At 58.9% G+C, this 14,202-nt stretch carries 10 protein-coding genes; 6 read left to right on the top strand and 4 right to left on the bottom strand.

Annotated features, from left to right (window positions below; all coding sequences use genetic code 11):
- The first annotated feature begins 390 nt into the window (after positions 1–390).
- From NBH09_RS07355 to NBH09_RS07340, 4 genes are all read left to right on the top strand, one after another.
- A complete protein-coding gene (locus NBH09_RS07355; RefSeq protein ID WP_138341397.1) occupies positions 391–1,707 on the top strand; it encodes an ABC transporter substrate-binding protein in 1,317 nt (438 codons plus the stop codon).
- 87 nt (positions 1,708–1,794) lie between these two features.
- Positions 1,795–2,649, top strand: coding sequence for a carbohydrate ABC transporter permease (locus NBH09_RS07350; RefSeq protein ID WP_250787574.1), 855 nt, complete (start codon positions 1,795–1,797; stop codon positions 2,647–2,649).
- Entirely contained in the window at positions 2,649–3,488 is an 840-nt protein-coding gene (locus NBH09_RS07345) for a carbohydrate ABC transporter permease (RefSeq protein ID WP_006235865.1), read from the top strand. Before NBH09_RS07350 ends, NBH09_RS07345 begins: the two co-directional genes overlap by 1 nt.
- A 67-nt stretch (positions 3,489–3,555) precedes the next feature.
- The gene (locus NBH09_RS07340; protein WP_250787573.1) at positions 3,556–4,755 is read left to right on the top strand and encodes an ABC transporter ATP-binding protein; all 1,200 of its coding nucleotides are present in this window, start codon (positions 3,556–3,558) and stop codon (positions 4,753–4,755) included.
- 375 nt (positions 4,756–5,130) lie between these two features.
- Here NBH09_RS07340 and glgP read toward each other — a convergent pair whose 3' ends face one another.
- The 3 genes from glgP to galE form a co-directional block, all read right to left on the bottom strand.
- Positions 5,131–7,398, bottom strand: a complete 2,268-nt coding sequence (gene glgP, locus NBH09_RS07335) for a glycogen/starch/alpha-glucan family phosphorylase (RefSeq protein WP_250787571.1) — start codon at positions 7,396–7,398, stop codon at positions 5,131–5,133.
- Between the two features lie 129 nt (positions 7,399–7,527).
- Positions 7,528–9,045 (bottom strand): 4-alpha-glucanotransferase, encoded by a 1,518-nt coding sequence (gene malQ, locus NBH09_RS07330; RefSeq protein ID WP_250787569.1) that lies wholly within the window; start codon positions 9,043–9,045, stop codon positions 7,528–7,530.
- A gap of 208 nt (positions 9,046–9,253) precedes the next feature.
- Positions 9,254–10,315, bottom strand: a complete 1,062-nt coding sequence (gene galE, locus NBH09_RS07325; RefSeq protein WP_118081984.1) for a UDP-glucose 4-epimerase GalE — start codon at positions 10,313–10,315, stop codon at positions 9,254–9,256.
- A 267-nt stretch (positions 10,316–10,582) separates the two neighbouring features.
- Between galE and NBH09_RS07320 the strand changes: the two genes are divergently transcribed.
- Complete coding sequence (locus NBH09_RS07320) at positions 10,583–11,791, top strand: coiled-coil domain-containing protein (RefSeq protein ID WP_250787567.1); 1,209 nt, start codon at positions 10,583–10,585, stop codon at positions 11,789–11,791.
- Between the two features lie 228 nt (positions 11,792–12,019).
- On the opposite strand, the gene murB is transcribed toward NBH09_RS07320, so the two are convergent.
- Positions 12,020–12,982 (bottom strand): UDP-N-acetylmuramate dehydrogenase, encoded by a 963-nt coding sequence (murB, locus tag NBH09_RS07315; protein WP_117770535.1) that lies wholly within the window; start codon positions 12,980–12,982, stop codon positions 12,020–12,022.
- A 183-nt stretch (positions 12,983–13,165) separates the two neighbouring features.
- Between murB and NBH09_RS07310 the strand changes: the two genes are divergently transcribed.
- Positions 13,166–14,194: a LacI family DNA-binding transcriptional regulator gene (locus NBH09_RS07310; RefSeq protein ID WP_250787566.1), complete on the top strand. Its 1,029-nt coding sequence runs from the start codon at positions 13,166–13,168 to the stop codon at positions 14,192–14,194.
- The last annotated feature ends 8 nt before the right edge of the window (positions 14,195–14,202 follow it).

Genomic DNA, 14,202 nt, shown 5'->3' with positions numbered 1-14,202 from the left:
TTGCCAGGCAAGCGTCGACTAAGCCATGCAGCGTGCGCGGGCTCTCCCGACGGGAAACGAAAAAGCCCGGTTTCAAACCGGGCTCGAACGAACATGCCTATTGACAATGGCTTTCTCATATTAGAGAAAACGCCCGGTCAAACCGACGGTACATCGGCTTGACCGGGCGTTTTCTCTGCATTAGATAACAAATAATTGTTTATACAAAACTTGTCAAGTATCAAGTTGAAATTACCGTTCACCGAAGTTTTTCTACCGCTCTAGTAATACTTGTTCAAACAACTAGCCAAATAGCGTATCGTACAAATCAGCAAAAGGGGCAAAGTCCCCGAGCCAATCTCCGAAGGCGGCGGCAAAGGGTGCCGCCACGGTGTGAAAGGGTGGATTGTAATGAAGAACGAAATGAGCAGAAGGCAGTTCCTGGGCTTTGCTGGTTCCGCGGCTGCGGTTCTTGGTCTGGGTCTCGTGGGTTGCGGCGGTTCTGCCGGCTCCGGCTCCTCTGCTTCTGGTGACGCTGCCGAGGTCTACTTCCTCCAATTCAAGCCCGAGGTCGACAAGGAGTGGAAGGAGATCGCCAAGGCGTACAAGAAGGAGAAGGGCGTCGAGGTCAAGATCGTGACCGCCGCCTCCAACACCTACGAGGAGAAGCTCAAGTCCGAGATGTCCAAGAGCTCCGCTCCGACCCTGTTCCAGGTCAACGGCCCCACCGGTCTTAAGAACTGGAAGGATTACTGCGCCGACCTGTCCGATACCAAGCTCCGCGGTGAGCTCATTGACGACTCCCTGGCTCTGCAGTCCGATGGCAAGGATCTGGGTATCGACTGGGTCCAGGAGAGCTACGGCATCATCTACAACAAGCAGCTGCTCGAGAAGGCTGGCTACAAGGCCGAGGACATCAACTCCTTCGACAAGCTGAAGGCTTGTGCCGACGACATCCAGGCCCGCAAGGACGAGCTTGGTGTTGAGGGTGCCTTCACTTCCGCCGGCATGGACGACTCCTCCAGCTGGCGCTACACCACCCACCTCGCCAACCTCCCGCTCTACTACGAGTTCGAGAAGGAGCACAACCAGGAGGACGACGAGATTAAGGGCGAGTATCTCGACAACTTCAAGCAGATCTTCGACCTGTACATCACCGACTCCACCTGCGATCCTTCGCAGCTTGCCTCCAAGACCGGCGACGACGCCACCAACGAGTTCGCAACCGGCAAGGCCGTCTTCTATCAGAACGGTTCTTGGGCCTACGCTGACCTCACCAAGGCCGGCATGACCGACGATCAGATTGGCATGATGCCCATCTACATCGGTGTCGACGGCGAGGAGAACCAGGGCCTGTGCTCCGGCGGCGAGAACTACTGGTGCGTCAGCTCCCAGGCTTCCGAGGATGCCCAGAAGGCCACCGAGGACTTCATGTATTGGTGCGTCACTTCTGACACCGCCACCAGCATCATCGCTGACAAGATGGGTCTGACCGCTCCGTTCAAGAGCGCCAAGGAAACCACCAACGTCTTCTCGCAGCAGGCCGTTGCCATGGCCAAAGACGGCAAGAAGACCGTTGCTTGGGACTTCGTCTACATCCCCTCTGAGGAGTGGAAGAAGAACCTCAAGCAGGCTCTGATCGCCTACGCTGCCGACAACAGCAAGTGGGACGGCGTCAAGAACGCCTTCGTCGATGGCTGGAAGACCGAGAAGGCCGCTTCCGAGTAAGCAGTTGCTGCCCAAGCTATCTGATTAGCGACAGGGGGCGGGCAGACGTTGGTTTGCCCGCCCCCTGCATATTGAAAGGACCCTTTTATGGGCAAAGCACTCAAGCGCTGGTGGCCGCTCTTTATGCTGCCCACGTGCCTGGCGTTTATGATCGGGTTCGTGATCCCTTTTATCCAGGGCTTCTATCTCTCGTTCTGCCAGTTTATTACCATTAACAACACGCATTTTGTCGGTATCAAGAATTACGTGCGCGCGCTGTCCGATCCGCAGTTTGCCACGTCGTTCTTCTTTACCGTGGCGTTTGCCTTCCTGTCGACGGTGCTCATCAACGTGATCGCCCTGGCAATTGCGCAGGCGCTCACCCGCAAGGCGCTCAAAGGCACCAACATCTTCCGTACGATCTTCTTTATGCCTAACCTGATCGGCGGCATCGTGTTGGGCTACATCTGGCAGATCCTGATCAACTGCCTGCTCTCCAACGTGGGCGCCCAGCTCATTGCCCTTAACTCCGCTGCCGGCTTCTGGGGCCTTATCATCCTGACCCTGTGGCAGCAGGTCGGCTACATGATGATCATCTACATCGCTGGTCTGCAGTCCATTCCGTCCGACTACATCGAGGCCGCCAAGGTTGACGGTGCCACGGCATGGCAGACGTTCTGGAAGGTTAAGATCCCCAATCTGATGCCGACGATTACCATCTGCCTGTTCCTGTCCATCACCAACGGCTTTAAGCTGTTCGACCAGAACCTCGCCCTTACCGGCGGCGCCCCCGCGCACTCCACCGAGATGCTCGCCCTGAACATCTACAACACGTTCTATTCGCGTGCCGGTATCGCATGGCAGGGCATCGGTCAGGCCAAGGCGGTTATCTTCTGCATCCTGGTCGTAGCCATCTCCATGATTCAGCTTAAGGCCACGAGGTCCAAGGAGGTGCAGCAGTAATGAAACGCGATAAGGTTATCAACCGCGCGCTCTCGATTTTCTTTACGATCCTGTCGCTCGCGTGGATCTACCCCGTGTTCATGATCGCGCTCAATTCCTTTAAAAAGGCAACTGCAATCAGCACCACCACGGCATTCGATCTGCTCACGCCCGAGACGTTCAACGGCCTCGCAAACTACATGCATGCCCTTAACGAGCAGGGCTTTGCCTCGGCATTTATGTACTCGCTCATCATCACGGTCACGTCGGTCGTGCTGATTCTGGTGTGCTGCTCCATGTGTGCTTGGTACGTAGTGCGCGTCAACAGCAAGATCTCGAACTTCTTCTATTACCTGTTCGTCTTCTCGATGGTCGTGCCCTTCCAGATGCTCATGTTCACGCTGTCCAATTTGGCGGACCGCATCGGCTTCAACACGCCGTTCAACATCTGCTTTATCTACCTCGGCTTTGGCGCGGGCCTGGCGGTCTTTATGTTCGCCGGCTTTGTAAAGAACATCCCACTCGAGATCGAGGAGGCGGCCATGATCGACGGCTGCAACCCGGTCCAGGTGTTCTTTAAGATCGTCCTTCCCATCATGAAGCCCACCTATCTTTCGGTCGGCATTCTCGAGACCATGTGGGTCTGGAACGACTACCTGCTGCCCTACCTTACGCTCGACTCCACCAAGTACAAGACCATTCCTATCTTGATCCAGTACTTCCGCGGCGGCTACGGCCACGTCGAGCTCGGCCCCATGATGGCTTGCATCATGATGGTCGTTATCCCCATCGTTATCATGTACATCCTCTGCCAGAAGTACATCATCGACGGCGTGGTGGCAGGTGCCGTCAAGGGCTGATGCCGTAACTGTTTTGCAAGTTTCTGCGGCGCCCTCAACATGGTGCCGCATATCGAAAGGTAAAGACATGGCCGAGATCGTTCTCAAACATGTTCAGAAGGTGTATCCCAACACCGAGTCCAAAAAGAAGGGCTTCTTTGGCAAAAAGAAGAAGACCGAGGAGAAGAAGCACAACCTCAAGGTTACCGAGGATGGCGTGCTCGCTGTTGAGGACTTTAACCTCACCGTTCACGACCAGGAGTTCGTCGTCCTCGTTGGCCCGTCTGGCTGCGGTAAGTCCACGACGATGCGCATGGTTGCTGGCCTGGAGGACATCACCTCGGGTGACGTGTTCATCGACGGCAAGCGCGTCAACGACGTCGCTCCCAAGGACCGCGACATCGCCATGGTGTTCCAGAGCTACGCTCTGTACCCCAACATGACGGTGTACGAGAACATGGCGTTTACGCTTGAGCTCAAGAAGGTCCCCAAGGACGAGATCGACCGTAAGGTTCGCTCCGCTGCCGAGATCTTGGGTATCACCGAGTACCTCGACCGTAAGCCCAAGGCGCTTTCGGGCGGCCAGCGTCAGCGTGTCGCTATCGGCCGCGCCATCGTGCGTGATCCTAAGGTCTTCCTGATGGACGAGCCGCTGTCCAACCTGGACGCCAAGCTGCGTAACCAGATGCGTGCCGAGCTCATCAAGCTGCGCCACGAGATCAAGGGCACGTTCATCTACGTCACCCACGACCAGACCGAGGCCATGACCCTCGGCGATCGCATTGTGGTCATGAAGGACGGCGTCGTCCAGCAGATCGCCACCCCGCAGGAGGTCTTCAACCATCCCGCGAACATCTTCGTTGCCGGCTTTATCGGCGTGCCGCAGATGAACTTCTTCGATGCCCAGCTGGCGCGCTCGGGCAACGGCTTCACCGTCAAGACCGAGGATATGAACGTGGCGCTCGCCCCCGAGACCTGCTCTCAGCTTGCTCTCAACTGGGACGGCGGCGACGTGAAGGAGATTACGGCCGGCGTGCGCCCCGAGCAGATTCTGCTTGCCGACAAGGGCGAGGAGGGTGCGCTCCAGGGTACCGTCGAGGTGACCGAGCTCATGGGTTCGACCGAGCATGTCCACGTGACCGCTCCCGATGGCCAGTTCGTCCTGATCATTCCCGTTGTCGACCTTGAGGCCAAGGGTGCGCTCAAGGCGGGCGACCCCATCTGGTTCAAGTTCGAGAAGAACGCGACCCACCTCTTCGATAAGGTCTCTGGCAAGAACCTTATCTAGGCCTGGTGCATCCAGGCCCTCCCTTTGGGCGACTGCGGTATTGCCATCCTTTTGCCGCGGTCACATATAAGACTCCCCTCCCGTCCACTGGGCGAGAGGGGAGCCTTTCTTTGTGTTGGGACCGTTCGTCTGTCAGTTTGTCTCAATCTGTAACAGGAGGAGGGCCAAATTGGGTCTAGATGTTACAGATTGAGACAGCATCGAGCTGCCTATCCTTTCATCTCGATCTGTAACACGGGAGGCTGATTTCGGCAGCTACCTGTTACAGAACGAGATTGTTTGGTCGAGACAAATCACGGGCCGGCGTATCGGCACAAAAAGCGGAGCCGCGTTGCCGCGACTCCGCTTTCAAGAGGATGGGTAAAGGAAACGAAATTAGCTCAGGTGCCAAATCTCGTCGTTGTACTGGGAGATCGTGCGGTCAGACGAGAAGGTGCCGGCGTTGGCGATGTTGATCAGCGCCTTGCGCATCCAAGCGTCCTGGTCCTCGTAGTCTGCCAGCACGCGCTCCTTGGTCTGGATGTACTCCTCAATGTCGAGCAGGGCCATAAACCAGTCCTTGCCTTTGATGTCGTCGTGCAGACGCTGCAGGCGCTCGGCGTTGCCGGTCGCCATAAAGGCGGGGTTGGTGATGAAGTCCACCAGCAGCTTGATGCCGGGCTTGCGATAGAGCGCGCCGGCGTTATAGCTGCCATTGGCGTAGAGCTGCTCGACCTGCTTGGAAGAGGCACCAAAGGTGTAGATGTTCTCGTCGCCCACGAGCTCGGCAATCTCCACGTTGGCGCCGTCGAGTGTGCACAGGGTCAAAGCGCCGTTGAGCATGAACTTCATGTTAGAGGTGCCGCTCGCCTCCTTGGAGGCCAAGCTGATCTGCTCGGAGATATCGGCGGCGGGGATCACACGCTCAGCAGCGGTGACGTTGTAGTTCTCGATCATGACAACCTGCAGGTAGGGGGCCACGTCGGGGTCGTTGGCGATCCACTGCGACAGCGTCAGAATCAGATGGATGATGTCCTGGGCGATGGTGTAGGCAGGTGCTGCCTTGCCGCCAAAGATGATGGTGACGGGATGCTTAGGTCTGTTGCCGTTCTTGATGTCGAGATACTTCCAGATGATGTAGAGCGCGAGCATCTGCTGGCGCTTGTACTCGTGGATGCGCTTGACCTGGACGTCGATGATGGCGTTGGAGGGAATGGTCACGCCCTGCTCGAGCGCCATGAACTGGCGCATGATGGTCTTGGCTTCGGCCTTGGTGGCGGCCAGGCGCTCAAGAACATCCTTGTCGTTAGCGAATTCGGCGAGCTTGCTCAGGTCGCCGGTGCTGCGCCAATCGGTGCCGATTACATCGTCGAGCAGGTTGGCGAGCGCGGGGTTGGCGCCATGGATCCAACGACGGAAGGTGATGCCGTTGGTCTTGTTGGAGAACTTCTCGGGATAGATCTCGTAGAACGGGTGAAGCTCGGTGTCCTCCAGAATCTTGGTGTGGAGTGCGGCGACGCCATTGATGGAGAAGCCAAAGTGAATGTCCACGTGGGCCATGTGGACGGTGTCGTGCTCGTCGATGATGGCGACGCGCGGGTCGTCGTGCTCGGCCTTGGCAACCTCGTCGAGCTTGACGATGATGTCGGCGATGGCGGGCGAGACCTTCTGCAGGCTGGCGAGCGGCCACTTCTCGAGCGCCTCGGCAAGGATCGTGTGGTTGGTGTAGGCGACCATGGAGCGCACGATGGCAACGGCCTCGTCAAACTCGATGTCGTGCTCGGTGGTGAGCAGGCGGATGAGCTCGGGAATGACCATGGTGGGGTGCGTGTCGTTGATCTGGACCACGGCGTAGTCGGCCAGATCGTGCAGGTTGCTGCCGCGCTCGACGGCCTCGTCGATCAGGAGCTGGGCGGCGTTGCTCACCATGAAGTACTCCTGGTAGATGCGAAGCAGGCGGCCCTGCTCATCGGAATCATCCGGATAGAGGAACAAGGTGAGGTTCTTGGCGATCTTCGTCTTGTCGAAGTCGATGGAGCTGCTGGGGACCAGGCCGTCGTCGACACTTGCCAGGTCGAACAGACGCAGGCGGTTCTTGGTGGGCTGGCCGTAACCGGGCACATCGATGTTGACGAGCTTGGAGGTGACGGCAAAATCGCCAAACTCGACGGTGTAGGAGCGGTCGTCATCGATCAGGATGTCCTGCTCGCTAAGCCACTCGTCGGGGACGGCCTTTTGCTGGTTGTCGGCAAAGCGCTGACGGAACAGGCCGTAATGGTAATTGAGGCCCACACCGTCACCGGTAAGGCCCAGCGTGGCAATGGAATCCAGGAAGCACGCGGCCAGACGGCCCAGGCCGCCGTTGCCCAGCGAGGGCTCGACCTCAAACTCCTCAATCTTGTTGAGGTCGTGGCCGGCAGCGGTGAGCTGGTCTTTAACCTCGGCATAGATGCCAAGGTCGATCATGTTGTTGATGAGCAGTTTGCCAATCAAAAACTCAGCAGAGATGTAGTAGAGCTTTTTCTTGCCATTGTTGAGCGGGCAGGCGGCGGAGCGCTCCTGTACGAGCTTGACCAGCAGTTTGTAAATGCGGCGGTCATCGAGTTGCTCGAGCGAAGTTCCAAAGGACTGCTCGGTAAGATCCGCAAGATCGATACGGGGCATGTTTCCTCCTGTGGTGAGTTGTCTACATGTCAGTAATTCAAAAGAAGCCCGCGCGAGGGGATTGGGGTGGCCTCGCGCGGGAAAAGCGGTCGCGTCCGCACGGTGGGGTGAGGTCGGGCGCGGTGGCTCCTATTGGGGAAGCTCGATTTCGGCTTTCGACGGGATGCGGAAGTAGGTCTCGGTCCAGTCGGTGAGTTTATGCTCGAGTTCGCGGGTGATGGCGCCATCAAGCATGCGCCAGGTCCAGTTGCCGCCCAGAGTGGCGGGGGTGTTGATGCGCGCCTCGTTGCCCAGATTGAGCAGGTCCTGCATGGTGTAGATGCAGGTATCGCTCACGCTGGCGGCGATGGTGCGGTTGAGCGCGTCGGCCATGGACTCGCCTGCCTGCTGGTGGGTATACAGGGCCGCCTGCTCGCGCTGACGCGGGGTGGCCGTTCCCTCATACCAGCCGCGTGCCGTTTCGTTGTCATGCGTTCCGACGTAGGCGACGGTGCTGGCAATGTAGTTGTGCGGCAGGTAGTACGAGTTGGTGCCCTCAAAGGCAAACTGCAGGATCTTCATGCCAGGGAAGCCCGTGGTGTCGCGCATGTCGATGACACCAGGGGTAAGAAAGCCCAGGTCTTCGGCAATGATGGGAAGCGTGCCGAGCTTTTCCTCGAGCACCTTGAAGAGCTTGAGGCCGGGTCCCTGCGTCCACGAACCATATGACGAATCGGGAGAGGAGAACGGCACCTCCCAAAATGCCTCGAAACCGCGGAAGTGGTCCAGACGGATGATGTTGTACATGTCGAGGGCGGCTCGGATGCGGCCTTCCCACCAGGAGAAACCGTCTGCTTCCATGGCATCCCAGTCATAGATGGGGTTGCCCCAGTACTGGCCGGTGGCCGAGAACTGGTCGGGCGGCGTTCCCGCGACGCTGACGGGATTGCCGGCGGCGTCGATCTTAAAGAGCTCAGGTGTCGCCCACATCTCGACGGAGTCACGCGAGACATAGATGGGCAGGTCGCCGATGATCAGGATGTCGCGCTCGTTGGCATAGGCCTTGAGGCGGCTCCACTGGCGATCGAAGAAGTACTGCGTCATCTGGTGGTAGAGCATGCGCTCGGGATGGGCGGCGCAGACCTTGCTGGATGCCTCGCCGCGGCGGCGGAGCTCCTCGGGCCACTCCCAAAAGGCCTTGAGCCCGCACTCCTCCTTCACGGTCATGAACTCACAATAGGGAATGAGCCAGTCCTCGTTTGCCTGGATAAAGTCGTCGAAATCGGCCGGCTTGTCGGCAGCAAAGCGCTCAGCGGCGCGGTCGAGAATCTGACGGCGGCCGCCAAAGATAGCGCCGTAGTCGACATTGCTGGGGTCGGATCCCAGATACACGTCATCGATATCGCGCTGCTCCAGATACCCTGCCTCGATAAGCTCGGCAAAGTCGATAAAGTTGGGGTTGCCCGCGCGGGCCGAGAACGACTGATAGGGCGAATCGCCATAGCTGGTCGTCGTAAGGGGCAGAATCTGCCAGTAATGTTGTTTGCACGAGGCGAGAAAATCGACGAAGTCGTAGGCATTCCAGCCAAAGCCGCCGATTCCGTATGGTCCGGGCAGAGATGAGACGGGCATGAGGACGCCGCTTGCACGCTCCATGAATGCGCTCACCAACCTTCTTGTTGTGGGGTCGGCCTGCCGATGGATGTGCAGTCCGCCCCCGATGTTCTGATTCGATATGCCTATTGTAAAACATGTTGTTTAAACATGTACAGGCAAGATAAAAAAGTTGGTCGATTTTCGGCGAATGGTTACATGCCATGAAAAAGCCCCGACCTCACAACGTGAGATCGGGGCAAGAGCGGTATGTAGGTTTTTGCTACTCGGCGTCGGCGAAGCCGTTGGGGTTGTGGCTCTGCCAGTTCCAGCTATCGCGGCACATATCCGCGATGTCGTACTGAGCCTTCCAGCCCATCATGCGCTCGGCCTTGGAGGCATCGCACCAGTTGGCGGCGATATCGCCGGCGCGGCGCTCGCGGATCACGTAGGGCAGCTCCTTGCCACAAGCCTTGGAGAAGGCGGCGACGACCTCGAGTACCGAGGTACCGGTGCCGGTGCCCAGGTTAAAGATCTCGACGCCGGTCTTGCCGTTCATCCAGTTAAGGGCGGCAACGTGACCAGAGGCCAGATCGCACACGTGGATGTAGTCGCGCACACCGGTGCCGTCGGGTGTGGGGTAGTCGTTGCCAAAGACCTGAACGGCCTCGAGCTTGCCCACGGCAACCTGCGCGACATAGGGCACCAGGTTGTTGGGGATGCCCTTGGGGTCCTCGCCGATCAGGCCCGACGGATGGGCGCCGATGGGGTTGAAGTAGCGGAGCAGCACGACGTCCCACTCGGGGTCGGCGGTGTGAACGTCCATAAGGATCTGCTCGATCATCCACTTGGTCCAGCCATAGGGGTTGGTTGCGGGCTTCTTGGGGTCTTCCTCGGTGACAGGCGGGTTGTCCGGGTCGCCGTAGACGGTCGAGGAGCTCGAGAAGATGATGGACTTGCAGCCATGGTTGCGCATGACGTCGATGAGCACCAGGGTGTTTTCGATGTTGTTGTGGTAGTACTCGACGGGCTTGCTCACCGACTCGCCGACGGCCTTAAAGCCGGCGAAGTGGATGACGCGGTCGATCTGATGGGTGTCGAAGATCTTGTTCATGGCCTCGCGGTCGAGCACGTTGGCCTCGTAGAAGGTGAGGTTCTTGGCAGCCTCTTCGCCCACGATGGTCTTGACGCGGTCGACGGCGACGGCGCTGGAGTTGGAGAGGTCGTCGACGATGACGACCTGGTAGCCGCCCTCGAGCAGCTGAACGACGGTGTGCGAGCCGATAAAGCCGGCGCCACCGGTTACGAGGACGCAGGTGTCTTTGGGGTCGAGTGCTTTGGACATGTAGTCTCCTATCGAATCAGGAACACTTCTTCAGGGGAGTATAGCGCAGGCAGGGGCACCCAAAATGTGCAGGGCAGGAAAAGCAGATGAACATGCTAACGTACTCATGGAAATGTTTGGCGTGGGCATACCCTCGACCTTGACGTTTGCATATGAGCCGCCGACCACACGGTTTGCTGCCGTTCGTGGAAATCGTTGGGATGCGCCGGATGTACGCTAATATGTATGAGTTGAGCGACATATAAATAAACATGTAACGGAGTAGATATGTCACCAAACAGCGATTCCATCCTTTCCCAGGAGCTTTCGCGTCGCACTGCCCTCAAGGCCCTGTTCGGCGCAGCTTCTGCAGCCGTTCTTTTTGGTCTGCCCGCTCGCGCCCATGCTGCGGAGGCCACCAAGGAAACCACCGACAAGCTCAATGCGGCCCAGACTCAGCTTGACGAGGTTCAGGCCCAGCTCGACAGCATCGCAAATGAATACGCGGCGCTGGCCAACAAGAACGCCCAGACCCTCAACGATATCGAGGGCGTACAGGGCCAGATTGACAGCACGCAGGCGCAGATTGACGAAAAGAAGGCCGAGCTCAAAAAGAAGCGCGGCGATCTTTCCGATCGCGTTTCCGCCAGCTATAAGTCGGGCGGCACCAACATCCTGTCGCTGCTGCTCGCCTCGGGTTCGTTTGAGGAACTCGTCGCCAATGCGCACTATGTTGAGAAGATCAACAAGAGTGACCGCGACGCCATCGAGGACATTCAGGCCATCCAGGAAGAGCTCGATGCGCAAAAGACCGAGCTTGAGTCGCAGAAGGCCGACTTGGAGAAGCTCAAGGACCAGCAGACTGCCCAGATGCAGGACATGCAGGCCAAGCAGCAAGAGGTCCAGACCGTGCTGAGCGGTCTTTCCGACGACGTCAAGGAGCTCATGGCTCAGCGTGATTCCGAGATTCTCGCTGCCGCCCAGGCCGAGGAGGCTGCCAGGAAGGCCGCCGCTGCTGCCGCGGCCGCCGCGAACAAGAACAATTCCTACTCGGGCGGTTCGAGCTCGGGTGGTGGACCGTATGCGCCCGGAACTCCGCAGCAGAATGCCGGCTCGGGCAAGCAGCAGGCCGTCGTCAACGCGTGCTACTCCACGCCTTCGCCGGGTCAGAACTGGTGCGCGGCGTGGGTTACCAATGTCTTCCGTAACGCCGGCGTTGGCTACTTTGGCGGTAACGCGTGCGATATGTTTAACGCCTGGTGCTATAGCTCCGACCGCTCGGCGCTGCAGGTGGGTATGATTGTTGCCGACTCATCGCATAGCGGCACCGGCATACCGGGCCTGATCTATGGCCACGTGGGCATCTACGTTGGCGGCGGCATCGTTATGAGTAACGAGGGCGCCATCACGTCGAGGTCGCTTGACTCGTTCATTGGGTTCTACGGCACTGGCTCTGGCGTGCGTTGGGGCTGGCTTGGCGGTATTGCGCTGTCGTAACGGTGGTTTGAAGTAAGTTGGTCCGTGGCTGCCCGAAAGGCATTAGGTTGCCTGCTCGGACAGTCCTGCTCGCACGGAGAGCACATTAAGTGCTCTCCGGCTCGTGCGGAACTCGCGATCAACCTAATGCCTTTCGGGCAGCCACGGACCTCTCGGATCCAATACGCCACACGCCGGACTGGGTTATCAGAATAAATATGGTGAAGGCCCCTTTCGGGGCCTTCTTTGTTAAAGGAATTCGCCTACTCGGTGGACTTCGGGTTCTAGGTCTACGTCGAACTGCTCTTTGACTTTGGCTTGGATGTCGCGGATGAGTTCGTCAACGTCGGCGGCGGTGGCGTGGTTGGCGTTGACGATAAAACCGCAGTGCTTTTCGCTTACCTGCGCGCCGCCAACGGCGTGTCCTCGCAGGCCGGCATCCATGATGAGTTTGCCGGCAAAGTAACCCTCGGGGCGCTTGAAAGTGGAGCCGGCGCTCGGCATGTCGAGCGGCTGCTTGTCCTCGCGGCGCTGGCGGTAGTCGTCCATGTCGGCCTTGATCATCGCGGCGTTGCCCGGGGCGAGATTGAAGGTGGCCGAAAGCACGATAAAGCCGTCATCGGCGATGCGGCTCTTTCGATAACCCAGGTTGAGCTCGTCGACATCGAACTCGATGATATTGCCGCTGCCGCGGGTGCCGTCGTCGAGCTGGCGAGCGGGTTTGTAGACGCGCACGGACTCCAGCACATCGGCCATGCAGGCACCGTAGGCACCGGCGTTCATGTAGCAGGCGCCGCCGACCGATCCGGGGATGCCCGAGATGGGCTCCATGCCGGTGAGACCGGCCTCGGCTGCCGCGGCTGCGACATCGGAAAGCAGCGCGCCGGCTGCCGCCGTGACGTGCGTGCCGTCGATCGTAATGTCGGAGAGGCCTTCGCCCAGCGCCACGACGACGCCGCGGATGCCCTTGTCGCCGACGAGTAGGTCGGAGCCGTTGCCCACGATGGTGAGGGGCAGATCGCAGCGATAGCAGGTATCGAGCGTGGCGACGAGGCCCTGCTCGGTATCGGGCGTGACAAAGACGTCGGCCGGGCCGCCGATCTTAAACGTGGTGTGCTCGCGCATGGGCTCGCTCATCAGTACGTTGTCCTCGCCGGCAACGCCAGCAAGCGCGCACAGCAGGTCCTCGTTAAAAAAGTCGTTCTCGTGCATACGAATATCCGCCTTTTGGTGGTCGTTGTCATCAATCGATTGCAATATACCCCACCCGGACGGATTTGGTGCGCTGGCGGCGATAAAACAGCCGTCTACCGGATTGGTAAAGTGTTTATCATCGAGGTAGAGGGACGGTCGCTATACTTTCAAGAGATTGCGCGAATACTCGGAAGGAGCGAGATGGGCAACAAAGTTACTCTCAAGCAGATTGCCCAGGAGGTGGGGCTTTCCCCCTCGTCGGTCTCGCTTGTTCTCAATAATCGGCCCTGCCGCATCTCGGAAGAAAACCGCAAGCTCATCAAGGAGGTCGCGGCGCGCAACCACTATGTCCCTAACCAGATCGCGCGCAGCCTGGTCATGCGCGAGTCACGCACGCTGGGCCTTATCGTTCCCAATATCGAGAGCCGCTTTTTTGCCTCGCTCGCCGGCAGCTTGGAAAAGCGCTGCCGCGAGGATGGCTATGCGCTCTTTATTACCAGCTCGGGTGGAAGTGCCGACGACGATCTTGAGCTGCTGCGCCAGCTGGTGACGCGCGGCGTCGACGGCGTCTTTCTGGTAGTGGGTGACGAGTTCTCCGACGACCGCGCCCTGCGCGAAGAAGTCAGCCATCTGCCCATTCCGGCGGTAATGGTCGACCGTGCCATTGAGGGGCTCGAGTGCGACAAGGTGATGTTCGACCACGAGATGGGTGGCTACATGGCTACCCGCTATCTGATCGAGCAGGGTCACCGTCGCATTGCCTGCTTGGTTAATGCTCGCCGTTCCAATACGGGTCGTAAACGTCTTGCCGGCTACGAGCGTGCGCTGCGCGAGGTTGGCCTGCCGATCGACGCACGTTTGGAGTTTGAGAGCGAGTACTACATTCCGAGCGCATACGAGGCGTCGGAGGCGGTGCTCGCAACTGACGCCACCGCCGTGTTCGCAAGCTCGGATAACATTGCCCTCGGTCTGCTCAAGCGCTTGCACGAGATGGGTAAGAGCATCCCGGGCGATATCTCGGTCGTAAGCTATGACAACTCGGCGGCCGACGTTCTCTTTGAGCCGGCGCTGACCGCGATTGAGCAGGATCCTGGTGTCCTCGCGGAGCATGCTTTTGGCTGCATGTCCAAGCGTCTTGCCGGTAGGGGCGGTAGGCGTGCCGAAGAGGTCGTTTTGGAGCCGGCGCTTATCGTTAAGGGCAGCGTGCTCGAGCTTACCGAATGTAGCTAAGCGTACTT

The organism is Collinsella sp. BG-O-102 (assembly GCF_023656745.1).
In the GTDB taxonomy this organism is placed as follows: Bacteria; Actinomycetota; Coriobacteriia; order Coriobacteriales; family Coriobacteriaceae; genus Collinsella.
This window is presented reverse-complemented; position numbering and strand designations above follow the sequence as displayed.

Bases quoted from the DNA above. Each gene is read 5' to 3' on its own strand.
- NBH09_RS07345 (WP_006235865.1), top strand. From the start codon at position 2,649: ATGAAACGCGATAAGGTTATCAACCGCGCGCTCTCGATTTTCTTTACG.
- NBH09_RS07340 (WP_250787573.1), top strand. From the start codon at position 3,556: ATGGCCGAGATCGTTCTCAAACATGTTCAGAAGGTGTATCCCAACACC.
- NBH09_RS07310 (WP_250787566.1), top strand. From the start codon at position 13,166: ATGGGCAACAAAGTTACTCTCAAGCAGATTGCCCAGGAGGTGGGGCTT.
- glgP (WP_250787571.1), bottom strand. From the start codon at position 7,398: ATGCCCCGTATCGATCTTGCGGATCTTACCGAGCAGTCCTTTGGAACT.
- NBH09_RS07355 (WP_138341397.1), top strand. From the start codon at position 391: ATGAAGAACGAAATGAGCAGAAGGCAGTTCCTGGGCTTTGCTGGTTCC.
- murB (WP_117770535.1), bottom strand. From the start codon at position 12,982: ATGCACGAGAACGACTTTTTTAACGAGGACCTGCTGTGCGCGCTTGCT.
- NBH09_RS07320 (WP_250787567.1), top strand. From the start codon at position 10,583: ATGTCACCAAACAGCGATTCCATCCTTTCCCAGGAGCTTTCGCGTCGC.
- NBH09_RS07350 (WP_250787574.1), top strand. From the start codon at position 1,795: ATGGGCAAAGCACTCAAGCGCTGGTGGCCGCTCTTTATGCTGCCCACG.
- galE (WP_118081984.1), bottom strand. From the start codon at position 10,315: ATGTCCAAAGCACTCGACCCCAAAGACACCTGCGTCCTCGTAACCGGT.